The sequence below is a fragment of the Propionimicrobium lymphophilum DSM 4903 genome, assembly GCF_000423485.1.
GTDB classification, from domain to species: Bacteria; Actinomycetota; Actinomycetes; order Propionibacteriales; family Propionibacteriaceae; genus Propionimicrobium; species Propionimicrobium lymphophilum.
Genome location: NZ_AUIB01000007.1, coordinates 77,973 through 101,839 on the forward strand (window position 1 = coordinate 77,973; position 23,867 = coordinate 101,839).

Below are 23,867 nucleotides of genomic sequence, written 5' to 3' on the forward strand. Positions count from 1 at the left end.
CCTTGGTCTAGGCTGTCGATGTGAATAAAAGTTTCGAAGAGCTGTTTGAAGAACTAACCAACACCGCGAAAACTCGTCCCGAAGGTTCTGGCACAGTAGCTAGGCTCGACGCTGGCGTCCACGCGATTGGCAAAAAAATTGTCGAAGAGGCCGCGGAAGTGTGGATGGCTAGCGAGTACGAGGGCAAAGAGGCCGCTGCAGAGGAAATCAGCCAGCTGATCTATCACTTGCAGACCATGATGATTAAGCTTGGTATCAGCCTCGAAGATATGTATAAGTACCTCTAACTTTTTAGTTAAGTCACTGCGCTACGACGAGAGAGAGTATGAGCAAAAAATTGATTAAAATCGCCGTCCCCAACAAGGGAGCGTTGTCAGGCGCCGCAGCGACTCTTTTTAAAGAGGCGGGCTACCCGCAGCGCAGCGACTCCAAAGAACTCGTTCTTAGGTGCGTCGAAGAAGGCGTGGAATTTTACTACTTGCGCCCACGCGATATCGCGGTCTACGTAGGCGAGGGCACGCTAGACCTGGGCATTACCGGGCGGGACATGCTGATCGATTCGGGCGCAAACGCCGAAGAAATCATGCAGCTTGGCTTCGGACGCAGCAAATTCAGGTTTGCTGGCCCTGTCGCAGATATGGACATCCCCGATCTCGATGGCAAAAGGATCGCCACCAGTTATCCCGGTCTGCTGGAGAAGTTCCTCGAAGAAAAGGGTATCTCCGCCAGGTTGATTCACCTAGACGGGGCAGTCGAAAGCTCCATTCAGCTCGGTGTCGCCGACGCGATCGCTGACGTCGTCGAGACCGGCACGACCCTGCGCAAAGCGGGTCTGCACGTTTTTGGTGAGCCGATTCTGTTCAGCGAAGCCATCCTGATTAAGCCCTCCGACTCAAAGCTTGATTCTGCCAACGGTTTCTTCGAGCACCTGATGCAGCGAATTTCCGGCGTGCTCGTCGCTCGCGATTACGCGCTAATGGATTACGACATTCCGGAGGGTCTGCTAGACGACGCAATCAAACTGACCCCTGGTCTCGAGGCGCCGACCATTTCCCCGCTGAGCAAGGACGGCTGGGTAGCCGTTCGCTCGATGGTGCCGTCGGCCAAGACCCAGAAGTTGATGGACGATCTCTACGATCTCGGCGCACGCGCCATCATCGTTACTGATCTGCGAGCCTGCAGGCTCTAGCCGCCTATTCGGGCGCTAGTCCTAACATGAACGTGACGCTTCCTCTGGCGCTTTTTGCCGGATTCGTCTCATTCGTGTCGCCGTGCTTCCTGCCAGTCGTGCCCGCATTCGTCGGGCAGCTGGTTGGGGTGGCCGACGACAAGATCCCCACCCGTAACGCCGTGGCAAATTCGCTCGGTTTCGTTGGCGGCTTCAGCCTCGTCTTCATCGGTTTGTGGGCCGGAATAGGTGCGATAGGCAACGTGCTCGGGCAGTATTCGACCGTGCTGCGGATATTAGGCGGTGCGATCCTCATATTTATGGGGTTGCACGTCGCTAGGTTAATCAACATTTCGTTTCTCGATAGGGTGGTTCGCGCTCCCATGCGCAAGGGCAAGCCCGGCATCGGGCGCGCGGCATTGTTGGGCGTCGTATTCGGCGCCGGATGGACGCCCTGCGTCGGGCCCGTGCTGGGCGGGATAATCGCACTTGCAGCCACCTCCGAGACGATGCTGAGCGGGCTGGCGCTGATGATCGCCTACTGCCTGGGGCTCGGAGTGCCCATTGTCCTTGTGGCGGTGGGTGCCGTAAACGTGATCGACAGATTTGGTTGGTTTAAGACTCATTCTGTCGCCATCTCTTTGATCAGCGGAGCTTTGCTTATCTGCGTAGGGCTTCTCATGGTCTTTGGTGTGCTGCAGAAATTTGCTTCCATGCTGTTACCCGTATGAGACTCAGGCGATTTCCATCTTAGGGGAGCCTTGCTAGACTCGAAAGCCTGATGAGTGAAACGAATCCAGCCGACGAACCCCTCTGGCGCGCCAAACTACGAAACAGCAAGATCGCGACGGTCTCCATCGTTCTTTTGGTTGCGCTGGTGGCGATTAGCGCGTTTACGTTGACAAATTCGGCCTCTAAGGAATCCGCTCAGTCTGTGGAGACTCAGGTGCCGGGCGTTGCAGAGGTCGGCAAGCCTGCCCCAGATTTCACGGCAACACTTATCGACGGCAGCACCTTCAAACTGAGTGATTATCAAGGTGAGCCGGTCTGGTTAGTTTTTCAGACTACCTGGTGCTCCGGTTGTAAGGCAGAGCTAGAAAGCGTGCAGAAGGTGTCGGATTCTGCTCAAGACTCGGGTTTGCGAGTGCTGGCGATATACGTCGGCGAGGACGTAGATACAGTTCGTGGCTTCGTCAGCAGGATGGGCCTTAGCTTTGGCCACGCCGCTGACGAGAACGGGAAACTGTCCAAGGCCTACGGGGTGTCTGGTGTGCCCGCACACTTCTTCATAGCAGCTGACGGCACCATTGCGAAAAGCCACGTTGGTGTTCTGGACGAGCGTCAAATGTCTGAGAATCTGGTCAGGATTCGCTAGTCGTAGCTGTCAAAGCTGAATGTTTTTATTTTTGTAACGAGTTTGTCTCGAATTTACATAGCATATTGGGTTTTATTTAGGCCACGCTAGGTTAAGTCTGCCCGCAGGGACCTTTGTAATTGTTCTTCGAATGTGTCTACGGGCGCCAAAGCTTTGGTCTAATCCGCCTCGCTCGTCTGTGCGGACGAGCCCGGCAGAAAGACAATATGCGTAAACCACTAGCTGGCATTGTCGCCCTGATTGCGGCAATAGCCATGATGCTCAGCGTCTGCACTTCCAACACGCCTAGCGCGGATAGCAGCGCCGCAAACACCGATAAAGCAACCGTCGCGGTAAAGGGCGCTAAGGGCAACGACGTCGAGGCCCCGTGAATTACGTTCTTTTCCCGGCCCGGCCATGGTAGCCAGAATGACAGTTGCGATCATTTTCGCCTTCATCGGCACGATGGTTTTCTTCGGATTCCTGCGTCGCGTGCGGCTGCGTTCTTCGCTAATTGTGCCGATCATCGGCATCATGCTGGGCGCGGTTATTTCCGCGGCCACCTACTCCGACCAGATCTGCGCCATGAAGGGCGGCAAGATCGTGAAGTTCGACCCGCCCGCGGAGGTAATGAAGCCGGATGTGCTGTCCGGCATCTTCGACACGGACATCGACATCATCCAGTGCCCCCGCGGGTCGGTGGCTATCTACTAGAAGTTCTGAGCGATTCGCTCGGTGCACATGACGCCATCGCGAATCTCAACCTTGAGGACTACAGCACCGAGGTTCGGCACCTCGCCAAGTGACTCGGCGATCAGGTGCTCAACCGTGTAGCGCAGCACGGACCCGTGGGTGGCAGCCACGATGTTTGAATCCGGTGCGATGGTAGCCATCGACCGCAACGCGTAAACGCCCCTGTTGATTACCTGTAGGCGCGGCTCGGCGCCGAGAATTCCCTCCCTGGCCTGGCGCTGCGGCAGCCCCGCCAGTACGGGGTTCGCGGCGTTGATCTCCTCGAGGGTGCGACCCTCGGCCCAGCCCCAGTCGCGCTCGACCATGCTCGGTAGCACGCGGCGATCTTCGATGCCTAGGGCGTCGGCGATGATGTAGCCGGTCTCTCTGGCCCGCTGCAGCGGAGAGAAACGCAGCGTGTCCCAATCCTTGTTCGTCTTTTCCGCGAATTCTCGCAAGAACGGGACGGCGATCTGGGCCTGCTCTCGGCCCAACTCATTTAACGGAATGTCGGATGAGCCTTGAAACTTTCCGGTGGCGTTCCAATCGGTTTGGCCGTGTCGGACTAATGCAACGATCGTCATGACGCAAAGAATACCCGGTTAGACGGAGGACCGACTAACCGGGTGAGTTAAAAATTAACTTTACTTGTCGTTCTTTTGCTGGGAAACAGCCTTCACGCTGCTGGTCTTGTAGGCGCCCGGGGCGTCAACGATGATGGCTGCGCCGTCTGCCTGACGAATCATCTCGCGGGGAGCGATCGCCCTGGACAGGTGGTAGCCAATCACGGTCACGATGGTGCCTAGCGCGATGCCTCCTAGGGTGAAGTGCTCGCCGAAGTTAAGCGAAACGTTGCCGACGCCGATGATGATGCCAGCCGAAAGCGGAACCAGGTTGATCGGGTTACCGAAGTCGACGCGGTTTTCCTTCCAAATCTTCGCGCCCAGCAGGCCGATCATGCCGTACAGCACGACGCAGATGCCGCCCAGTACACCGCCGGGAGTGGCCGAAATTACTGCTCCGAACTTGGGGCTGAAGCCGAAGAGGATCGCGACGATCGCGGCAACGACATAAGCGGCTGTGGAATAGACGCGGGTTGCGGCCATTACGCCGATGTTTTCGGAGTAGGTGGTCGTGGGGCCGGCACCTGCGGTGGTGGCCAGCATGGAGGTTAGGCCGTCGGCAGCGATTGCTCGGCCCATTACGTCGTCCAGGTCTTCGCCGGTCATCTCGGCGACGGCCTTGATGTGCCCCGTGTTCTCGGCGATCAGCGCGATGACGACGGGAAGCGCGATGAGGATGAACTCGATCGAGAACTGCGGCATGTGCAGGCCGACGACGTTATCGGTGGCGCCGTAGGTCCAGTTGGCTAGGTCTGTTACCGGGGGTAGGCCGATCCAGTCAGCCTGCTGGACCTGCGTCCAATCGACGCGCAGGTGGGAGGTGCCGTCTTGAGAGGCCACCGGGCCGGCTATGACGTCAAGTATCCAGCTGAGCAGGTAGCCAAAGATCAAGGACAGGAAGATGGCGATTCGGCCGATGAAGCCCCTGGCGCCGACAGAAAGCAGGATTACCACGATCATCACGGTGAAAGCCACCCATTGATCCTGCGGCCAATAGGTCGCCGCGACTACGGGTGCCAGATTGAAGCCGATGAGCATAACAACAGCGCCAGTGACGGCCGGGGGCAGCAGCCTGTGAATTGGTCGGGAACCCGCGAAGTGAATGATCAGGCCGACGATGAAAAGCGTCAGACCGACGGCGAACAGCGATCCGGAAACATGCGCCGGGTTGCCTCCGCCCTGGTAGATGAGGGTTGCGACACCGACGAAGGAAGCCGAGCTGCCCAGGTAGCTGGGCACGCGGTTTTTGACGACCAGCAGGAAGATGAGGGTTGCGACACCGCTCATCATGACGGCAAGCTGTGGGTTCAAGCCCATTAGCAGCGGGAATACGAAGGTGGCTCCGAACATCGCCACCACGTGCTGGGCGCCTAGCCCGATTGTTTTGCCCCAGCCGAGGCGTTCCTCAGGGCGAACTACTGCGCCAGGCAGCAGTTTTCCGTTGTTGTGCAGTTTCCAAATCGCCATTTTCTAACCTTTCCGACGCAAAAGTTTAGGGCACATTCATAGGAACTTCACATTTTGCGTCGGCAAATCGAAGAAAGCGCAGTTGGGGACGCCCAGATCGAGCCCACGACAAATTGTGGTCGGTAATTAGATTTTTCTACGACAGAAAAGCGTTTCACCTAGTCAGGAAGATTTTCCCCGCATCTCACCCGAAAATCGGCGACGTGAGTGCGATTTGTCACGGTCCTTAGAACTATCAAGAGTTCGCTAAATCCAACTCTTAAACCACATTCGCAGGCTCCAGGCATCCCGCGTCATCAATTCATCGGTCAAAACGGGATAGATGAACCAGAAATTCAAAATAACCAGGATGATGAATCCGAAGACTATCGAGGTGCCAACTTTCCTTCGTTTTGCCGAAGGCGAGCCAATTATTTTGCCCGCGACGAGCGCCAGCGCGATGCAGGTGAATGGCACCATCATGATCGCGTAGAAGAAGAAAAGTGGGCGATCGGCGTTGGGGAACCAGGCCAGCCAGGGCACGGCCCAACCGAGGACGACAATTGCGAAGCGCCAATCTCGTCCGGCTAGCCAGAAGACCAGGCCGGCGATTATCGCCGCTAGCCCGACCCACCAGAGCACGGGGGTGCCCATTCCGGAGATAACCCTCAGGCATGTGCTGCCCACGTCAGCCTCACAACCGTCCGTGCCGGGCTTAATCCCGTTGACGGCGTCGATTCCGATGGTTCGACCCATAACGGGCCAGGTTGCGGGGTGGGCTTCGTAGGTGTGCGTCTGGCCGGCCATGAAGTCGCCGGTGTGGAAGTCGTAAATTTGCTTGTGATATTGCCAAAGCGATGCCAGCGGCGCGCCCAGCGCTCTGACTAGTGGATCGTCGGGATTCTTGGCGCCCCAGTCTCGTCCCCAGCCGATGTCAGTCATCAACCATGAAGCCCAGGACGCGATATAAACGATGGCCGACACTACCACCATTTTCACGAATGCGATCGGAGCGTCGATCAGCAACGCCTTCGACGCCTCGGCCCGCGCTCCCGCTAGCTTTCTAGAAGAAAAATCGAATGCGACCGATAGCAGCCCCATCGCAGCCAACACGTAGACAGCGTTCCACTTGCAGGCGATAGCCGCGCCGAACATCAGCCCGGCAGCCAGGCGCCAGGGCCGCCAGAAAATCAGCGGACCAAACTTTCCGTTAAGGTTCACCGCCCTCTTCTGACGCAGGTACGTCGCCAACCTGAGTTGGAACCAGTCGCGATCTGCGGCTACGCAGGCCACCGCGAGAACGGTAAAAGTCGCCTCGAAAATGTCGAGCAGCGCGATTCGACTCATGACGAAGTGCAGACCGTCGAAGGTGAGCAGCAGCCCAGCGATCAAACCAATCAGGGTGGAGCGGGAGAGCCTGCGGGCTAGTCGAATAACCGCGACCACCATGATCGTGCCGAAAACCAACGCGCTGATTCGCCATCCGAATGAATTCATGCCGAAGATTTGCTCGCCGGCGGCGATCAGCCATTTGCCAAGCTGTGGGTGAACGATGAAACTCGGGTTGTTAGTGAAGATGTCGACGTTGCCAGACACGACCTGTGAGTTGGCGTCTTCAGGCCAACTCATCTCCGCGCCGCGCTGAAGCAAAGTCCACGCGTCTTTGGCGTAGTAGGTTTCGTCGAACATTAAGTTCGAAGGCCTGGAGAGGCTAACCAGGCGCATGATGAAACACAATGCGGCGACTAGGCCCGTCAGAATCCAGCTGAGCGTTCGGTCTTTTCCTAAGACTAGCGACTCTTCGAGCGCTGCCAGTGTCGATTTTTTCTCCACCCGGTCAGTCTAGGTTAAGTGAGGACAATCGGTCTTTCCGCAGGCCTGTCTAGGCGCAATAAGCGATTTATCTCGGGGCACAACCCGTATGCAACGTATCCTGAAAGTTATGAGTGATAATTCTCCCGGCGTCCTTGTCCTCGCTGCCACCCCAATTGGCGATGATGCCGACGCCTCACCTGCTCTGCTTAAGGCACTCGGTGAGGCCGATGTGATCGTTGCGGAGGACACCAGGCGCGCCCAGCGGCTATTTTCTCGTTTGGATTTGCACGTCGATGCGCCTTTGATCAGCTGTTTTGAGGGTAATGAGCGCGAGAGAATCCCAGAGCTTTTGGGAGATCTCAGGCAGGGCAAACGCCTGGTGCTGATTACAGACGCGGGCATGCCTGTGGTCAGCGATCCCGGTTATCGACTGGTAAACGCTGCGATCGAGGAAGAGATTCGTGTTACAGCGGTTCCTGGCCCATCCGCGGTGCTCACAGCACTTGCGTTGAGCGGTTTGCCCAGCGATAGATTCTGTTTTGAGGGCTTTCTGCCGCGCAAACCGGGGGAGAGGCGTCGGAAACTCTCCGAGCTGGTGGATGAACAGCGCACGCTCATTTTTTTCGAAGCGGTGCACCGGCTGGCGGATTTTTTGGCCGACATGCGCGATGCGTTCGGGCCGGATCGGCAGGCTGCAGTTTGTCGGGAGCTCACTAAGACCTACGAGGAAGTCAAGCGGGGCAATCTCGAAGAGCTTGCCGAATGGGCAAAGGCAGACGTGCGAGGCGAAATCACGATCGTGGTTCACGGTGCGCAGCAAAAGGCGCCGGATGCCGAAGCGGCACTCGCACAGGTCATGGAGCTAGTCGAGCGGGGCGATAAGCTCAGCTTCGCGGTGACGGAGGTGGCGCGGAGAACAGGCGTGCGTCGAAAGAGCCTATATGATGCCGCTTTGGCGGCTAAGAAAGAGGATAATTAAGTGAGCGAAATCTCTAAGACCCTAGAGAGGCTCGAGCTGCCGGAGCTGCCGGCTCCACTTGCGGGTGAGCTGATTGACGCCCACACCCACTTGGACACCACTCAGGAATATTCCATGCTACGCCCAGTCGACGCTTTAGGGGCTGCGGCTGAGGTCAACGTCCATCGGATCGTTCAGATTGGCTGCGATGTGGATAGCTCGCAGTGGGCGGTCCGCTTTGCCTCGACTCATCCGCAGGCTGTCGCTGCAGTCGCCATTCATCCAAACGACGCTCCTGGTTTGAGCGACGAGGACTACGAGAATTCGATCTCGACCATCGATTCTTTAGCGGGGGCGGGCCATCACGTGCGTGCGGTAGGCGAGACGGGCTTGGACTATTTCCGCACGGATCCCACGCTCGATGGTGGTCCGGAGGCCATCGAACGGCAGAAGGATAACTTCCGCAGGCACATCGCGATCGCTAAAAAACATTCTCTGGCGCTTGCCATCCACGCTAGACGAGCCGAGAGCCGCAAGGCTAGGAAGTTCGGGGACGCGTTGGTGGACGTAGCTGACATCCTCGACGAGGTCGGCTGGCCCGAACGCACGATCTTCCATTGCTTCACCGGCGACCCGGAATTTGCCAAACGCGCGCTCGCGGCCGGGGCCTATCTGAGTTTCAGTGGCAACGTCACGTATCCCGCTAACAAGCACATTTATGAATCTCTGCTTCTTACCCCGAATAATCGAATAATGGTAGAAACCGATGCGCCATTTCTCACGCCGGTGCCCGAGCGGGGCAGGAAGAACGCTTCCTATTTGGTGCCTCACACACTGCGCTTCGTGGCTCAAGCAAAGGGGCTGGACGAAGCTCAGGCCTGCGCCCAGCTGACCGCAAACACGGTCGAGGCGTACGGCGGCGAGTGGGGAATCGGAATCGAACAGGATTAAACATGAGCGAACTTCTAGACCCGAAACTGGTGCGCGAGCTGGCAGCGAGCATCGATCTGAGGCCAACTAAGCAGCGCGGCCAGAACTTCGTCACGGATGCTAACACCGTTCGCAGGATTGTGCGCAAGGCGCAGATCGGGCCAGACGACATCGTCCTTGAGATCGGCCCCGGGCTGGGGTCCCTGACACTAGGTTTGCTTAGCACCGGCGCTCAAGTAACAGCCATCGAGATCGATGAGCGGTTGGCTGGGCTGCTGCCTGCAACGGTCGAGCGCCTGCAGCCGGAAGCGAAAGATCGTCTTCGCGTGGTCACCTCCGACGCGCTGGACGTTACCGAATTGCCCGGCCCCGAGCCTACGGCTGTGGTTGCCAACTTGCCCTATAACGTCTCGGTTCCCGTTTTGCTGACGCTTCTGGAGCGCTTTCCTAGCTGGGATCGCGGCTTGGTGATGGTGCAGCTTGAAGTCGCGAATCGCCTGGTCGCCGAGCCCGGCTCAAAGATCTACGGTGTGCCAAGTGTGAAACTCGCCTGGTACTGCGACGCCGAACTTGCCGGTCTGGTGCCGCCCAAGGTGTTTTGGCCGGTGCCGAACGTCGACTCGGGTCTGGTTCGGTTGACTCGTCGCGAACCCCCGGCAACAACCGCAGAAAGAAAGCAGGTCTTTGCCCTAGTAGACGCAGCTTTCAACCAGAGAAGGAAAATGTTGCGCTCGAGCCTAAACAAGTTCTTCGGTTCTTCTGCGCGAGCGGCCGAGACGTTGCAAGCTGCTGGTATCCCCGAAACCGCTCGTGGTGAGGCATTGCGTGTGCAAGACTTCGCTGCGTTGGCCGAACAGATCGGAGCTAATAATGAGGGTGACTAACTGCACGGTAAGAATGCCGGCGAAGATCAACCTGTGCCTTGGCGTCGGACCCAGACGCAGGGACGGTTTCCACGAGCTAGCGACGGTGTTCCAGGCGGTTGATTTATACGACAAGATAAGTGTCAGGCAGGCAGCTGACATCACTTTGACGATGCCGGGTTCCGAGTCAGAAAACCTGCCGTTGGGCGACAAAAATTTAGCAGTTAAGGCAGCAAAACTGCTTCGGCTGCGCCACGGCAGCCCTGACATGGGCGTGCACATCGAAATTACGAAGAAAATTCCGGTCGCTGGTGGAATGGCGGGAGGCTCCGGAAACGCCGCTGGTGTTCTCCTGGCATGCAATAAACTGTGGGGCTTGGATCTCAGCGACGAGCGACTCCATGCCTTAGCCCTCGAACTAGGTTCGGACGTGCCTTTCATGCTTTCCGGTGGCACAGCGCTGGGCTTCGGGCGGGGAGAGGAGCTGACGCAGCTGCCACATTCTGGGAAACTCAATTGGGTCCTGGCCACCAACAGGCAGGGGCTGTCCACGCCACGCGTTTTTGAGACTTTCGACGCGATGGGAGCTAACGGCGACGTGAGTTCTCCCGACGATCTTGTCCAGGCGCTTAAACGCCCTGATGTGGACGCCGTAGCCGGGTTGCTGAGAAACGATTTGCAGCCGGCGGCGTTGAGCATGCGTCCCGATCTGAAAAATATTTTGAAGGCTGGTATCGAGGCTGGTGCATTGTCCGGATTAGTTTCCGGGTCCGGCCCGACCTGTGTTTTTCTGGTTAATGACCGTTGGGCGGCCAGGAAGATAGGTGCGGCCGTTGGCTCCTGCATGGGCGTGGCATCGGCACTGGCCGTCAGCGGCCCCGCAGTGCCGAGCGTAAGAATTAACACCGACGGCGAGTAGGTGAACGGTTGAAACCCGAATCCGATGAGGTAGACGAAATCGTCGCCGCTTGGCATGAGCAACTGCCGAGTTCAGACGCGTCTGCGATGCATGTCTGGTCCAGAATCACCAGGTTAGGTCAACTGCTGGCGGACGAGCGTGGAAAGATCTTTGCGTCTAACGACTTAGGGATGTGGGAATTTGACGTGTTGGCGGCGCTCAGAAGAGCAGGCGAACCGTATCGAATGACGGCCGGACAATTGGTCAGCGCCACTTACGTAACCAGCGGAACGATGACTAATCGAATAACCCGGCTTAGCGAACGCGGCTTGGTCGTGCGAACCAAGGGCCAGGACAAAAGGACGGTCTACGTGCAGCTAAGCGAAGAGGGGATGCGCCTAGCCGACGCCTCTATCCGAGAACTGACCAAACTCGAGTCGAAGATGCTGGCCACCCTCGATGAAACCGAGCGCGAACAGCTGGTCAGTCTTCTTCGCCGGCTTCTGGTTGATCTGGCTTAGCTAGGTCGTTTTTCTCCAGGTTGGCGAGTCCGTTCCAGGCCAGGTTCGTCACTTGCCTGGCAAGGTCCTCCCTGGACAAGCTGCGATCTTCTAGCCTGCGCTGGCCTGCCATCGCGACCAGGCCGACCAATCCCTGGGCGAAAACGGGGCCGAGTCGCTCGTCGTATCCGTGTCTGGCTAGCGGTTCGATCAGCAAGTCTTCGACCCTGACCACGATGTCGTTGAGGATCGACGCAAAGCCTCCGTGGTTTCCTGCGACTAACGAATCTCGGTTGATGATCCTAAAGCCATCGGTGTGTTCGTCGATGTAGCTCAGCAATGCCAGAGCGCCCTTTTCGATGGTGTCTCGGTAGGTTGTTGCCTCGGCTAACGCGCTGTGAATGGCGTTTTCTAAACGTTGCACTTCGCGGTCTACTACAACGGCGTAAAGACCTTCTTTGCCGCCGAAGTGCTCGTAAACCACGGGTTTGCTGACGTTTGCCGCAGCCGCGATTTCCTCGACGGAGGTTCCGTCTAAGCCGTTTTGCGCAAACACGCCTCGCGCGATGCCGATCAGCTGTTCGCGGCGCTGCGCGCTGGTCATTCGCTTCTTAGTTCGTCGGGCTCGGCTTGGCTCACTTACAGGCATGACATCTAGTTTGGCACAACTTCGTATTGGTCGATCTAACTAATATGCCGTATAGTTCACTAAGCATTCCCCGGTTGGTCTGCTGGTAGGGCCCGCCTGACTTTGAATCAGGATTTAGCGACGCAGGTTCGATTCCTGCCCGGGGAACTCTTCATGTCTAGATTCTTTTGGCTACTTTATTTTCCCTATTTGCTGCTGTCAGGTTTTGTTGTCGGTGCAGGTAGCTAAAATACTGAAGGTATACGCCTAACAGGGGAGAACGAATGCAAGATCACCAGGTTTCAGCGGTTATCGTCTTGGCTGCCGGCGGTGGCACTCGGATGAAATCAGCAAAATCTAAGCTTCTTCACGAGGTTGCCGGCCGACCGATGCTCAATTACGCGGTTTCCGCGGCGAAGGCGCTGTCTCCTCAGCACCTGGTGGTCGTGGTCGGTCACCTCCGCGAGCAGGTGGAAGAAATCCTGTCGAAAGACTGGCCTGACGTCGAAGTTGCGTTGCAGCCCGAGCGAAACGGCACGGGTGGCGCGGTGCAATGTGGCATCACTAGCTTGGGCGACGCAACCGGCGAGATCATCGTCACCTATGGCGATGTTCCGATGCTCGATTCCGACACGCTTTCCGACCTCGTCGACGCCCACCGTGCCCAGCACAACGCTGTCACCGTGTTGACCGCGCGCGTTCCTAACCCAACCGGCTACGGCAGGGTAGTTCGCGTTGGCGAAGAGGTGGCGAAGATTGTCGAGCACAAGGACGCCACCGAGGAAGAGCTGAAGATCGACGAGATCAACTCCGGTATCTACGTTTTCGACGCAGCGACGCTGCGCGATGGTCTCGGCTCTTTGAAGGCAGACAACGCTCAAGGAGAGCTGTACCTAACCGATGTTATCGGTTACGCGCGCAGTCAGGGCAAGCGTGTTGGTGCGCTGGTCACCGACGATGTCTGGCAGACCGAGGGCGTGAACGACCGCGTGCAGCTCGCGGCCATAAACGCAGAGGTAAACCGACGAATCTGTGAGCGCTGGATGCGCGAGGGCGTCACAATCGTCGATCCGTTGACCACCTGGATCGAGACTGGCGTGGAGCTGTCTGAGGACGTCACGATTTTGCCGAACACTCAGTTGCTTGGCGCTACCAAGATTGAATCCGATGCAGTTGTCGGCCCAGACACCACCCTGCGCGACGTAGAGATTGGTAAAGGCTCGCACGTCATTCGTACACACGGCGAGTTGGCTGTGATTGGCGAAAACTGTGAGGTCGGCCCATTCAGTAGGCTGCGTCCAGGCACCACCCTGGGTAACGGTGGCAAGATCGGCTCGTTCGTCGAGACCAAAAACGCGCACATTGGCGAAGGCTCCAAGGTTCCGCACCTTACTTACTGCGGAGACGCCAACATTGGTTCTGGCGTAAATATTGGAGCTGGAACGATTTTTGCCAATTACGACGGCTTCAACAAGTCGAAGACTACCCTGGGAGATGAGGTATTCATCGGCTCCAATTCGGTGCTGGTCGCCCCCGTAACCGTCGGGGACGGCGCTTTCGTAGCAGCCGGATCAGCGGTGACCAATGACATTCCCGCCGGTGCTTTGGGCATTGCCCGCTCTAGGGAACACGTCTCCGAAGGCTGGGTGCCTCGCACTAGGCCGGGAAGTAAGGCAGCAAAAGCTGCAGAAAAATCGACGAAAACTGAAAAAGCAGATTAAAAGTTGGCACTCACTGGGTTGAAGACCCAAAATAGTGACTGCTTAGAGCGGCTTCGTTGCCGGGGAATTTGAACATTAGGGAGCATGGCGTGACCGGAGTAAAGAAACCGACGAAAAAGCATCTAATGCTTTTTTCGGGGCGATCGAATCCTGGGTTAGCTGAAGAGATTGCAAAAGAGATGGGCGTGGAGCTGACGCCCTCTAGGTTGATTACATACGCAAATTCTGAGATCTACGTGCGCTACGAAGAGTCGGTTCGCGGCTCTGACGCGTTCGTCATCCAGTCTCATCAGGCGCCGATTAACGAATGGCTGATGGAGCAGTTGATCATGGTGGACGCGCTGAAGCGCGCATCTGCCAAGAGGATCACCGTGGTTGCGCCGTTCTATCCCTACGCCCGTCAAGATAAGAAGCACCTAGGTCGCGAACCAATTTCTGCTCGTCTCGTTGCAGACCTTTATTGGGCTGCTGGTGCAGACCGAATCATGAGCGTCGACTTGCACACTGCGCAGATTCAGGGCTTCTTCAACGGTCCGCTGGACCACCTGACCGCGATGCCGGTTCTGGCCGATTACGTTGCCGAGAACTACGAGACCGAAAACATGACGATCGTCAGCCCGGACGCGGGCCGTGTGCGTCTTGCCGATCAGTGGAGCGATCGGCTGCACGCGCCGCTGGCCATCATCCACAAGCGTCACGATCCCACCGTTGCTAACCAGGTCAAGGTGCACGAGGTCGTCGGCCGGGTTGAGGGACGCACATGTCTGATCGTCGACGACATGGTCGACACCGCCGGAACTATCTGCCAGGCGGCTCAGGCGCTTCGCGAGCACGGTGCTGCGAAAGTGCTCTGTGCTTCGACGCACGCTGTTCTTTCCGATCCTGCTCCTCAGCGCCTTCGCGAAGCAGGTTTCGATGAGATCATCTTCAGCAACACCCTGCCAATCCGCAAGGGCATCGATATCCCGAACCTGACTGTTCTGTCCATCGCACCGCTGATCGCCAAGGCGATCCAACAGGTTTTCGAGGACGGTTCGGTGGCATCTCTTTTCCCAGATGGAATTCGCTAAGGATTAGAACTAAACATGAAAGCCGAGGTGCCAGATTTGGTTGCCTCGGCTTTCGCACGCTATCGTTTCCTATTGCTTGGCGAGGGGCTTTGCCGCCCGTTATCGACTGGCGGATTTCTTATCTTGCCGCGATGACTGTGGCTTCCAGCTTCTCCCATTTGAAAATTCTTATTTAGGAGAAACTATGGCTAACGAAATTCTTCTCGACGCCGAAACTCGCACCGAGTTCGGTAAAGGTGCCGCGCGTCGTATCCGTCGCGAAAACAAGATTCCTGCCGTTATGTACGGCCACGGCTCTGATCCGGTTCACGTAGCTCTGCCTGGTCACCAGACCATGCTGGCTCTGCGTAACTCGAACGCGCTGCTTACCCTCAACTTGGAAGATGGCGAGCAGCAGCTGGCTCTGCCGCGTCAGATTCAGCGTCACCCGGTTACGTACGAAATCGAGCACGTAGACCTGATTATGGTTAAGCGTGGCGAGCGCGTCACCGTCGAAATTCCGATCATCATCGTTGACGAGGACAAGCTGGAAGACGTTTCGCTGGTTGTTAACACCGAGCGCGGCGAGTTGACCGTTAGCGCCGAGGCAACCAACATTCCTCGCGACGTCGAGATCTCCGTTGCTGGCTTCAACCTGGATAACCAGGTTGTCGCAGGCGACATCGAGCTGCCTGAAGGCGTTCAGCTTGAAGAGGATCCCGAGACTCTGGTCGTTTCGATCAGCGTTCCGGACGCAGTTCCCGAGACCCCGGCTGAGGAAGAGGGCGAACAGGCTGAGGCAGAAGCCGAGGCCGAAGAGTCCGCTGACGAAGAGTAATTTCCTTAAGGAGCTATGCATCATGATCTGGTTGATTGCTGGGCTGGGTAACCCCGGCCCGAGGTACGATTCGACCAGGCACAATGTTGGCTTCATGGTTGCCGATGAGCTTGCCCGACGTGCTCGGGCGAGCTTCACGGCGGCCAGGAACTCTCGCGCTGAGGTCGCTAAGACGGTTATTTCCCCCAGCGGCCTCGGCGTTATTCCAGGCGAAAGCCTACTCATAGTTAAACCACTCACATACATGAACGAGTCCGGTCAGGCCGTGGGCTCGTTGGCTAGGTTTAACAACATTTCGGCAGACCATGTGATCGTTGTTCACGACGAGCTCGACTTGGATCTTGGTAGGCTCAAGATGAAGTCGGGTGGTTCCGACAACGGCCACAATGGGCTTAAGTCCGTTCGTGCTCATCTTTCAACCGGAGACTTCTACCGTGTCCGATTCGGCATCGGTCGTCCACCTGGGCGAATGTCCGGTGCAGACTACGTTCTCGGAAAGTTCGCCGCTAGGGAACGAACCGAGCTAGAAATTCAGATCGCGCTGGCGGTCGACGCATGCGAGACGATCATCAACTATGGGCTGGCCCAGGCCCAGAACAGGTTCAACAGTTAGGCCTGTTGGCCTCGTGTTTTAAACTGGGTTCGTGTCTTCTGCTCTCAGGCTTAGTGGGTTAATCAAATCTTTTTGCGCGCACCGCAGCGTTTCGTCCTGCCTGGAGGATGCTAGGGCGGGTGTTCCTGCACTCGATTTCACTTGCGTTCGCCCTGCGCGTTCCGTTTTAGCGACCGCCCTGAACGGACACACTGACAGAACTATTCTTTACGTGACTTCCACGTTCCGCGAGGCCGAGCAGCAGGCTGGCGAGCTCTCTTCGCTGTTGGGTGAGGATAATGTTTGCTATTACCCGGCTTGGGAAACCTTGCCGCACGAGCGTCTCAGCCCACGCTCGGACACCGTGGGTAAGCGCCTGGCGGTGCTACGTCGGCTTTGCGGCAACGACGAGATGCCTGTCCCGAAGGTGGTCGTTGCGCCCGTGCGCGCAATGCTGCAACCCCAGGTCAGCGGGTTGGGCGCTATCTCTCCGGTTAAGTTCGAAGTTGGTCAGGAATATCCTCTGGATCAATTGGCCCAAGACCTGGTTAACGCCTCATATGCGCGCGTCGATCTGGTTGAGCGCCGTGGTGAGTTCGCGATTCGTGGTGGCATCGCCGACGTGTTCCCGCCAACTCTCGAGCACCCGGTTCGTGTCGATTTTTTCGGCGACGAAATTGACTCGATAACTTTCTTCTCCGTTGCCGATCAGCGCTCCAGCGACGAAACAATCGACGAGGTGGTCGCTTCACCTTGCCGCGAGCTGCTCATTACTGATGACGTACGTAATCGCGCTGCGGATCTGATCGAGACGCAGCCAGAGCTTTCCGACATGCTCGGCAAGATTGCCGAGGGGCAGGTGGCCGAGGGCATGGAGTCTCTGCTTCCAGCGCTGGTTGACAAGCTCGAATTGCTCGTGGACGTTGTGCCTAAGGACACACTCGTCTTGGTTGCCGACCCGGAACTGGTTCGCACTAGGGCAGAGGATCTGGTTCGGACAAGCCAGGAATTTTTACATGCAGGTTGGGCAGCGGCGGCAGATGGTGGCAAGGCGCCGATCGATCTTTCTGCGAGTGCATATCAGGAGTTAGCGGATGTGCGCGCTCATGCTCTTTCCCGAGGCCTCGGCTGGTGGACGCTAAGCCCGTTCGCCGCAGATGCCGAGGAAACCGAGACGGAAAAGCACCTAGAAATCGAAGAGTTGCCCAATTGGCGAGGCGAGGTGGACAAGGCGATCGAGTCGATTGCCGACGAGGTTCGCTCGGGTGTGACCACGCTGTTTAGCGTCGAGGGTAAGGGCCTCGGTTCGAGGATATCTGAGCTGCTCAGTGGGCACGAGGTGGGCTCAAAGCTCGTCGAGGAGTTGCCTGAAACCCCTGAAAAGAACATCGTCACGATTTTCTGCAGCCAGTTGCATCGAGGCTTCAGATTGCCCGATGCCAATCTTGTAGTGCACGCCAGCGGCGACATGACCGAGACAAGATCCGTTGACAAGTCTCGGCGCAAGATGCCGAGCAGGCGGAAGAATCAGGTCGTTGTAGAGGACCTAAAGGCAGGGGAGCTGCTTGTTCACGAGCAACATGGTGTTGGACGTTTTGTCGAACTGGCTGCTCGCACGATTGGTGGTGCCACCAGGGAATACCTGGTGCTCGAGTACGCCCCCAGCAAGCGAGGCCAACCGGGCGACAGGCTGTTCGTGCCGATGGATCAACTCGACCAGATCACGAAATATGTCGGTGGCGAATCACCTCAGCTGGACAAGATGGGCGGCGCAGATTGGAAGAAGCGCAAGGTTAAGGCTAAGAAGGCGGTCAAACAGATCGCTGCAGGCCTGATCAAACTCTATGCGGCAAGACAGGCGACTAGGGGACACGCCTTCGCTCCTGATACGCCCTGGCAGCATGAGCTTGAGGACGCATTCAGCTATGTGGAGACCCCAGATCAGCTATCCGCCATCGAAGAAGTCAAGCGAGACATGGAGCGAGAGGTCCCGATGGACCGGCTGATTTCGGGAGATGTCGGCTACGGCAAAACAGAAATTGCCGTCCGGGCTGCTTTCAAGGCCGTCCAAGACAACAAGCAGGTGTTGGTTCTGGTGCCGACGACGCTTTTGGTTCAGCAGCACTATTCGACTTTCGCGAATCGCTACGCGGGCTTCCCCGTGACCGTAGAGGCGATGAGCCGGTTTCAAAGTGAGAAGGAAATTCAGGCGACCTTGGACGGCCTCGCCGCAGGAACCGTGGACGTGGTTATCGGCACTCACCGTCTCCTTTCCGACAAGGTAAAAGTTAAAGATTTGGGACTCGTGATCATCGACGAGGAGCAGCGATTCGGCGTCGAGCACAAGGAAAAGTTGAAGAAGCTGCGTGTGAATGTGGACGTGCTCGCAATGTCCGCGACGCCGATTCCGCGAACGCTAGAGATGGCGATCACCGGCATTCGTGAGATGTCCACCATTGCCACGCCGCCGGAGGAACGCCATCCGGTGTTGACCTTCGTGGGACCATACGACCGGGCCCAGGTCGGAGCGGCGATTCGCCGCGAGTTAGCCAGGGAAGGGCAGGTGTTCTATGTTCACAACCGCGTGCAGGACATCGAAAAGGTCGCCTCGGAGGTAAGCAAAGCCATCCCGGAGGCGAGGATCCTCGTCGCGCACGGTCAGATGAGCGAGCGTCAGCTCGAACAGGTCATGGTCGATTTCTGGGAACGCCGGGCGGACGTGCTGGTCGCGACGACGATCGTTGAAGCCGGCATCGATATTTCAACTGCAAATACGCTCATCGTGGATAGGGCAGACCAGATGGGTTTGTCTCAGCTGCATCAGCTCAGGGGACGTGTCGGTCGAGGCAGGGAGCGCGGTTATGCATACCTCATGTACCCGCCGTCCAAGCCGCTGACTACCACCGCCCATGAAAGGCTGAACGCACTCGCCACCAACACGGATCTTGGCGCTGGCATGGCAATCGCCATGAAAGACCTAGAGATTCGCGGCGCCGGAAACCTGCTTGGCGCGCAGCAGTCTGGTCATATCGCAGACGTCGGCTTCGATCTTTACCTGCGGCTGGTCGGCGATGCAGTGGCTAACTTCAAGAGCGAGGGCGCCGAAGAGGAAGCAGCCCCAGTTCGCATCGAGCTGCCTATCGACGCTCACCTTCCCGAGAACTACGTCGAATCTGAGCGCCTGCGTCTGGAGATGTATCGCAGAATAGCCGCGGTCAGGAATGACGCAGAAGTGGATGCCTTGGCTGACGAGATGGCGGACCGTTACGGTTCGCTGCCGGACGTGACGAAGCGGTTGCTGCAAACCGCTAAATTCAGGCTACTTTGCCAGAGCGCAGGCCTGCATGAGGTCGTCATGCAGGGGAGGTCCGTTAGAGTCGCCCCAGTTTTCGATCGGGTCTGCGACGGTAAAAAGATGGGGCTGCCGGATTCCCGAAAGATGCGTCTCGATCGGCTCTATCCGGGCACAGTGATTAAGGAAGCCACCAACCTGATGCTAGTTCCCAAGCCAGACGAGAATGACGATATTCTCTCCTGGGCGAGCGATTTCGTTAAGGGCATCCTGTTGCCGAAGAATCATGGCAAGAAGGCGGATTAGCTTTCTTAAGGCTTGGCAAATGTTTCTGCTTGGTAACTTCATGCCGCTATGCTGGAATCATGAAGTTACGCTTTCGAGCCACAATCTGTTTAGTTTCTTTGGCTAGTTTGCTTACTGGATGCGCTGGCGCATCCGGCATGGCTGCTCAGGTAGGCGACAACAAAATTGACGCCTCCGACGTGACTAAACTTCAACAGGGTTGCGAACAGGCTAGCCAAGAGGCTGGCGAACGGTCCGGCGTTTCCAAATATGAAATGATCAACTGGCTGGTGTCCGCAAAGATCGGGCAGGAAGTCGCCAAGGTCAACGACATTTCTGTCAGCGAATCGGAACAGCTTGATTTCTTGCGCGCCCAGAATCCTGCCGTTCAGGTGCTGATGAATAACGATCAGTGCCGTTCTGGCCTGATGGATGTCGCATACTTCAGTCAGGTGATGACGAAGCTGCAAGCCAGCGGTCAGAGGGCCGTCGTCCCCAACATTGAGGTGAAGGTTAATCCCCGGTTCGGAAAGTGGGACGCCAACCGCAACATGATCATCGACAACCCCGGTGTGCTAGCTGGGCCACCGGAGAGCTACCTGCGTGATCTCGCGCAGCGGATGCAACAAGTTCCGGTGCAGCAGCCCTAACAAGAAAGAGTGCCTAAAGGCCGCCTAATCAGTAAGGGTTGTCTTAGCTGACGGCTAGGCTGGGCACAGACAAGATTTTTAAGGTCCATCTAAATTAAGCCAAACAAAAGGAAGGCAAAACCTATGGCTCAGATTGAAATGATTAACGGACGTGAGATCCTTGACTCTCGCGGCAACCCGACCGTCGAGGTGGAGGTTGTCCTGGAGGATGGCGCTTACGCCATCGCACAGGTTCCGTCCGGCGCTTCGACTGGTGCTTTCGAGGCAGTCGAGCTTCGCGATGGCGACAAGTCCCGCTACGGCGGCAAGGGTGTTCTTAAGGCTGTTGAGAACGTCAACAACCAGATCCTCGAAGAGGTCATCGGCTTCGAGGCTACCGATCAGCGTGGCCTCGATCAGGCTATGCTCGCGCTCGACGGCACCGATAACAAGGCCAAGTTGGGTGCCAACGCTATCCTCGGTGTTTCGCTTGCCGTCGCCAAGGCTGCTGCCGAGTCTGCAGATCTGCGTCTTTACGAGTACCTGGGTGGCCCCACCGCCAACCTGCTTCCTGTCCCGATGATGAACATTCTCAACGGTGGCGAGCACGCTGACACCAACGTTGACATTCAGGAGTTCATGATTGCTCCGATCGGTGCCAAATCCTTCGCCGAGGCCTACCGCATTGGCGCTGAGGTATACCACGCGCTGAAGAGTGTCCTCAAGGAGAAGGGCCTGAACACAGGTCTGGGCGACGAGGGCGGTTTCGCACCGAACCTCGACACTAACCGCGAGGCTCTCGACCTTATCGAAGAGGCGATTAAGGCTGCAGGCTACAAGCCCGGCAAGGATGTAGCCCTGGCTCTCGACGTCGCCGCCACGGAGCTCTACGAGGATGGCAAGTACAACTTCGAGGGCAAGAAGCTCTCCAGCGCCGAAATGATCGAGTACTACGAGAAGCTGGTTGTCGATTACCCGCTGGTTTCCATCGAGGACCCGCTGGATGAGGAAGACTGGGAAGGCTGGGCCGCCATGAACGAGCGCCTGGGCGACAAGGTTCAGATCGTTGGCGACGACCTTTTCGTCACCAACGTTGAGCGTCTGTCCCGCGGCATCAAGGAGAAGTCGGCTAACGCTCTGCTGGTTAAGGTCAACCAGATTGGCTCGCTGACCGAGACCATCGACGCCGTCAACCTGGCCCACCGCAATGGCTTCCGCACCATGATGAGCCACCGCTCCGGCGAGACCGAGGACACCACCATCGCCGACCTGGCTGTTGCTCTTGGTTGTGGCCAGATCAAGTCGGGTGCTCCGGCTCGTGGCGAGCGCATCGCTAAGTACAACCAGCTGCTTCGCATCGAGCAGGAGCTCGGCGAAGAGGTTGCACTTTACGCAGGTGCCGGCGCTTTCCCGCGTTTCGACGCTGACAAGTGGTAAGCACTGAGCCAAAGTAAGCTCAAAAACTGCCGGGTGCCCTGTGTGGGGTGCCCGGCAGTTTTACGTCTAGGGTTAGGCTGATCAGGTGACAAATGCGAGCGGTTCAAGACGTCCCGACTCTCCTGCCGTGCGAACGGCTAGGCGAGTCGCCGAACGCTCTGCACGCACTAAGAGATCCGTCAGCGCTCCTGCCGCACAAGTTCAGGAGAATGGCGAGGCAAAAACTCGGCGTGGCTGGCACTTCACGTTCAGAATGGGCGTGGTGATTGTCGTCGTCGCGGCGCTTCTGTTTAGCGGTTTGAATACGCTACGCGTTTTTCTGGCAATTAGGCGAGACATCGCAGACGCTAAGCAAGAGATAGTGACCACGCAAAAGCGCATCGAAAGCCTTGAGGATCAACTTAAGCGCTGGGAAGACCCGGAATACGTCAAAACCCAGGCTCGCGAGAGGCTTGGATGGGTGCTGCCGGGTGAGCGAGGCTATAGGGTGGTTGGGCCCGATGGCCAGCCCTACGGGTCGGTTGCTCAGATCCAAAAGGATGAGTCTTTGCCGCAGAATGAGCGGATTGGCAGTGCATGGTTCGCTAAGCTTTGGACTTCTGTGGAGGTGGCCGACGATCCAAGCCCTGCAGAACCAGAGATCAAGACTGTTCCAGCTCCAGGAGAGGAAGGCAATGGCTGATTACGAACCCGCAACTGACGAGGACATGCGGATCGCGACTATTCAGCTAGGTAGGCCAGTGCGTGGGGTAGCGGGCGTAGCCTGGCGCTGTAAGTGTGGCGTTCCGGGCGTCCTGGTGACTTACCCTCGTCTGCCCAATGGCGGACCGCCTTTCCCGACTACCTACTATCTGAGCCATCCTGGAATGGTCAGGGAATGTTCTCGTCTGGAAGCCAGTGGAATAATGGCCGAATGGACTGAATTGCTGAAGACCGATAAAGAGCTGGCTAAGGCTTACAATCTAGCTCACAAGTCCTATCTAGAAGATCGCGCGAAACTCGGCGCTGAGATCGGCGACAAAGTGCTGGAGATAGCAAACATTACGGCTGGCGGAATGCCGGATCGGGTCAAGTGCCTACATGCTTTGGTCGGTCACGCGCTTGCTAAGGGGCCGGGCGTAAACCCAATCGGAGACATGGCCTTGGAAATGATCGGGGACGTTTGCGAGCATCCGTGCAGGACGGAAGCAATCGATGAATGAGACTGTTGCGGCATTGGACGCTGGAACGAATACCTTCAGGATTTTCATCGCGAGCATTGACGATGCGGGCTGCCTGAAAGAGCATGTCAAGCAACTGCGTTTCGTCGGTCTTGGTCAGGGCGTAGATGAGACCCGCAGATTCGATCAAGGCGCAATTGAGCGGGGGCTGGACGCACTGAGGGAATTCGCCCCGATGATCCGTGAGTATGGCTGTACAAAAGCTAGGTTCGTCGCCACCTCCGCCTCTAGGGACGCCGAAAACCGCGACGATTTTTTTGTACCTGCCGAACGGATTCTGGGTTTTGCTCCCGAACTTATCAGTGGCGAAGAAGAAGCTCAGCTATCTTTTAACGGCGTTCTCTCCAGCGTGAAAGAATGCGTCGACCCTGTGCTGGTGGTTGATTCTGGCGGCGGCTCAACCGAGCTCGTCCTAGGCGACGCAAGCGGAAAAATATTCGAGAAGATCAGCTTGAATATCGGTTCACGACGAATTCGTGAGCGTTTTCTGCACAGCGATCGTCCGACTAAAGAGCAGCTGGATGCGGCAAATGAGGAAATCTACCGACAGCTAGATGACCTTTCGTGGCTAACTGATGTGAACACATTCATCGGTGTCGCGGGTACAGTGACTTCGATGGCGGCGTTGGATCTGGGGCTCCAATCCTACGATCGTTCCAGAGTTCATCGTTCATCTCACGAAGTCGATAATTTGTTGAGGATCTCGAAGGAGCTAAACGAGATGACCTCAGACCAGATTGCGGCGCTCGGCCCGGTCGCGCCGCAACGTGCGAAGGTGCTAGGCGCGGGCTCCTTGATTGTTGCCCAGCTTGCCCGCAAAGTAGGCAAACCTTTGATCGCAAGTGAATCTGATCTGCTAGATGGTCTAGCATTGGCTATGCTTTCTTAA

At 57.2% G+C, this 23,867-nt stretch carries 25 protein-coding genes and 1 tRNA gene; 22 read left to right on the top strand and 4 right to left on the bottom strand.

Annotated elements, in window-relative coordinates:
* Positions 1–20: 20 nt before the first annotated feature.
* The 6 genes from G556_RS0105235 to G556_RS11625 all read left to right on the top strand — a co-directional run bounded on the left by G556_RS0105235 (position 21) and on the right by G556_RS11625 (position 3,236).
* Complete coding sequence (locus G556_RS0105235; protein ID WP_016455615.1) at positions 21–287, top strand: phosphoribosyl-ATP diphosphatase; 267 nt, start codon at positions 21–23, stop codon at positions 285–287.
* 38 nt (positions 288–325) lie between these two features.
* Positions 326–1,189, top strand: a complete 864-nt coding sequence (gene hisG / locus G556_RS0105240) for an ATP phosphoribosyltransferase (protein ID WP_036916079.1) — start codon at positions 326–328, stop codon at positions 1,187–1,189.
* A gap of 26 nt (positions 1,190–1,215) precedes the next feature.
* Positions 1,216–1,899, top strand: a complete 684-nt coding sequence (locus G556_RS0105245) for a cytochrome c biogenesis CcdA family protein (RefSeq protein ID WP_028822014.1) — start codon at positions 1,216–1,218, stop codon at positions 1,897–1,899.
* A 50-nt stretch (positions 1,900–1,949) separates the two neighbouring features.
* Positions 1,950–2,543 (top strand): peroxiredoxin family protein, encoded by a 594-nt coding sequence (locus G556_RS10335; protein ID WP_051176706.1) that lies wholly within the window; start codon positions 1,950–1,952, stop codon positions 2,541–2,543.
* Between the two features lie 206 nt (positions 2,544–2,749).
* Positions 2,750–2,914 (top strand): hypothetical protein, encoded by a 165-nt coding sequence (locus tag G556_RS11415; RefSeq protein WP_155941749.1) that lies wholly within the window; start codon positions 2,750–2,752, stop codon positions 2,912–2,914.
* Positions 2,915–2,951: 37 nt separating this feature from the next.
* A complete protein-coding gene (locus tag G556_RS11625) occupies positions 2,952–3,236 on the top strand; it encodes an ATP-binding cassette domain-containing protein (RefSeq protein WP_028822015.1) in 285 nt (94 codons plus the stop codon).
* Here the strand turns inward: G556_RS11625 and G556_RS10340 are convergent.
* From G556_RS10340 to G556_RS0105275, 3 genes are all read right to left on the bottom strand, one after another.
* Complete coding sequence (locus G556_RS10340; protein WP_051176708.1) at positions 3,233–3,838, bottom strand: histidine phosphatase family protein; 606 nt, start codon at positions 3,836–3,838, stop codon at positions 3,233–3,235. The genes G556_RS11625 and G556_RS10340 overlap by 4 nt on opposite strands.
* Before the next feature lie 60 nt (positions 3,839–3,898).
* On the bottom strand, positions 3,899–5,344 hold the full coding sequence (locus G556_RS0105270; RefSeq protein WP_028822016.1) for a uracil-xanthine permease family protein: 1,446 nt from the start codon (positions 5,342–5,344) through the stop codon (positions 3,899–3,901).
* Positions 5,345–5,590: 246 nt separating this feature from the next.
* A complete protein-coding gene (locus G556_RS0105275) occupies positions 5,591–7,156 on the bottom strand; it encodes a dolichyl-phosphate-mannose--protein mannosyltransferase (protein WP_081675520.1) in 1,566 nt (521 codons plus the stop codon).
* A 109-nt stretch (positions 7,157–7,265) separates the two neighbouring features.
* On the opposite strand from G556_RS0105275, the gene rsmI reads away from it, so the two are divergent.
* The 5 genes from rsmI to G556_RS0105300 are packed head-to-tail and all read left to right on the top strand — an operon-like array spanning position 7,266 to position 11,308.
* Complete coding sequence (gene rsmI, locus G556_RS0105280) at positions 7,266–8,117, top strand: 16S rRNA (cytidine(1402)-2'-O)-methyltransferase (RefSeq protein ID WP_028822018.1); 852 nt, start codon at positions 7,266–7,268, stop codon at positions 8,115–8,117.
* Complete coding sequence (locus G556_RS0105285; RefSeq protein ID WP_028822019.1) at positions 8,118–9,047, top strand: TatD family hydrolase; 930 nt, start codon at positions 8,118–8,120, stop codon at positions 9,045–9,047.
* 2 nt (positions 9,048–9,049) lie between these two features.
* Positions 9,050–9,910, top strand: coding sequence for a 16S rRNA (adenine(1518)-N(6)/adenine(1519)-N(6))-dimethyltransferase RsmA (rsmA, locus tag G556_RS0105290; RefSeq protein ID WP_028822020.1), 861 nt, complete (start codon positions 9,050–9,052; stop codon positions 9,908–9,910).
* A complete protein-coding gene (locus G556_RS0105295; RefSeq protein ID WP_028822021.1) occupies positions 9,897–10,808 on the top strand; it encodes a 4-(cytidine 5'-diphospho)-2-C-methyl-D-erythritol kinase in 912 nt (303 codons plus the stop codon). The genes rsmA and G556_RS0105295 overlap by 14 nt, the downstream gene beginning before the upstream one ends.
* Positions 10,809–10,816: 8 nt before the next feature.
* Positions 10,817–11,308: a MarR family winged helix-turn-helix transcriptional regulator gene (locus tag G556_RS0105300; protein WP_016455628.1), complete on the top strand. Its 492-nt coding sequence runs from the start codon at positions 10,817–10,819 to the stop codon at positions 11,306–11,308.
* On the opposite strand, the gene G556_RS0105305 is transcribed toward G556_RS0105300, so the two are convergent.
* On the bottom strand, positions 11,271–11,891 hold the full coding sequence (locus tag G556_RS0105305) for a TetR/AcrR family transcriptional regulator (protein WP_233418191.1): 621 nt from the start codon (positions 11,889–11,891) through the stop codon (positions 11,271–11,273). The genes G556_RS0105300 and G556_RS0105305 overlap by 38 nt on opposite strands.
* 112 nt (positions 11,892–12,003) lie before the next feature.
* Between G556_RS0105305 and G556_RS0105310 the strand changes: the two genes are divergently transcribed.
* From G556_RS0105310 to G556_RS0105360, 11 genes are all read left to right on the top strand, one after another.
* A tRNA-Gln gene (locus G556_RS0105310) sits at positions 12,004–12,083 on the top strand.
* 116 nt (positions 12,084–12,199) lie between these two features.
* Positions 12,200–13,636: a bifunctional UDP-N-acetylglucosamine diphosphorylase/glucosamine-1-phosphate N-acetyltransferase GlmU gene (gene glmU, locus G556_RS0105315; RefSeq protein ID WP_028822023.1), complete on the top strand. Its 1,437-nt coding sequence runs from the start codon at positions 12,200–12,202 to the stop codon at positions 13,634–13,636.
* 89 nt (positions 13,637–13,725) lie between these two features.
* The gene (locus G556_RS0105320) at positions 13,726–14,706 is read left to right on the top strand and encodes a ribose-phosphate diphosphokinase (protein ID WP_081675521.1); all 981 of its coding nucleotides are present in this window, start codon (positions 13,726–13,728) and stop codon (positions 14,704–14,706) included.
* 184 nt (positions 14,707–14,890) lie between these two features.
* On the top strand, positions 14,891–15,523 hold the full coding sequence (locus tag G556_RS0105325; protein ID WP_028822025.1) for a 50S ribosomal protein L25/general stress protein Ctc: 633 nt from the start codon (positions 14,891–14,893) through the stop codon (positions 15,521–15,523).
* 22 nt (positions 15,524–15,545) lie between these two features.
* Positions 15,546–16,136, top strand: coding sequence for an aminoacyl-tRNA hydrolase (gene pth, locus G556_RS0105330; protein ID WP_028822026.1), 591 nt, complete (start codon positions 15,546–15,548; stop codon positions 16,134–16,136).
* Between the two features lie 31 nt (positions 16,137–16,167).
* Positions 16,168–19,713, top strand: coding sequence for a transcription-repair coupling factor (gene mfd, locus G556_RS0105335; protein ID WP_028822027.1), 3,546 nt, complete (start codon positions 16,168–16,170; stop codon positions 19,711–19,713).
* Positions 19,714–19,772: 59 nt separating this feature from the next.
* Positions 19,773–20,342 carry a hypothetical protein gene (locus G556_RS0105340; RefSeq protein WP_155941750.1) on the top strand — a complete coding sequence of 190 codons (570 nt, stop codon included), beginning with the start codon at positions 19,773–19,775 and terminating at the stop codon, positions 20,340–20,342.
* Positions 20,343–20,465: 123 nt separating this feature from the next.
* Entirely contained in the window at positions 20,466–21,758 is a 1,293-nt protein-coding gene (gene eno / locus G556_RS0105345; protein WP_028822029.1) for a phosphopyruvate hydratase, read from the top strand.
* Between the two features lie 85 nt (positions 21,759–21,843).
* Positions 21,844–22,440 carry an FtsB family cell division protein gene (locus tag G556_RS11070; RefSeq protein WP_016455637.1) on the top strand — a complete coding sequence of 199 codons (597 nt, stop codon included), beginning with the start codon at positions 21,844–21,846 and terminating at the stop codon, positions 22,438–22,440.
* On the top strand, positions 22,433–22,960 hold the full coding sequence (locus G556_RS0105355; protein ID WP_028822030.1) for a DUF501 domain-containing protein: 528 nt from the start codon (positions 22,433–22,435) through the stop codon (positions 22,958–22,960). The genes G556_RS11070 and G556_RS0105355 overlap by 8 nt, the downstream gene beginning before the upstream one ends.
* Positions 22,953–23,867, top strand: a complete 915-nt coding sequence (locus G556_RS0105360; RefSeq protein WP_024110410.1) for a Ppx/GppA phosphatase family protein — start codon at positions 22,953–22,955, stop codon at positions 23,865–23,867. The genes G556_RS0105355 and G556_RS0105360 overlap by 8 nt, the downstream gene beginning before the upstream one ends.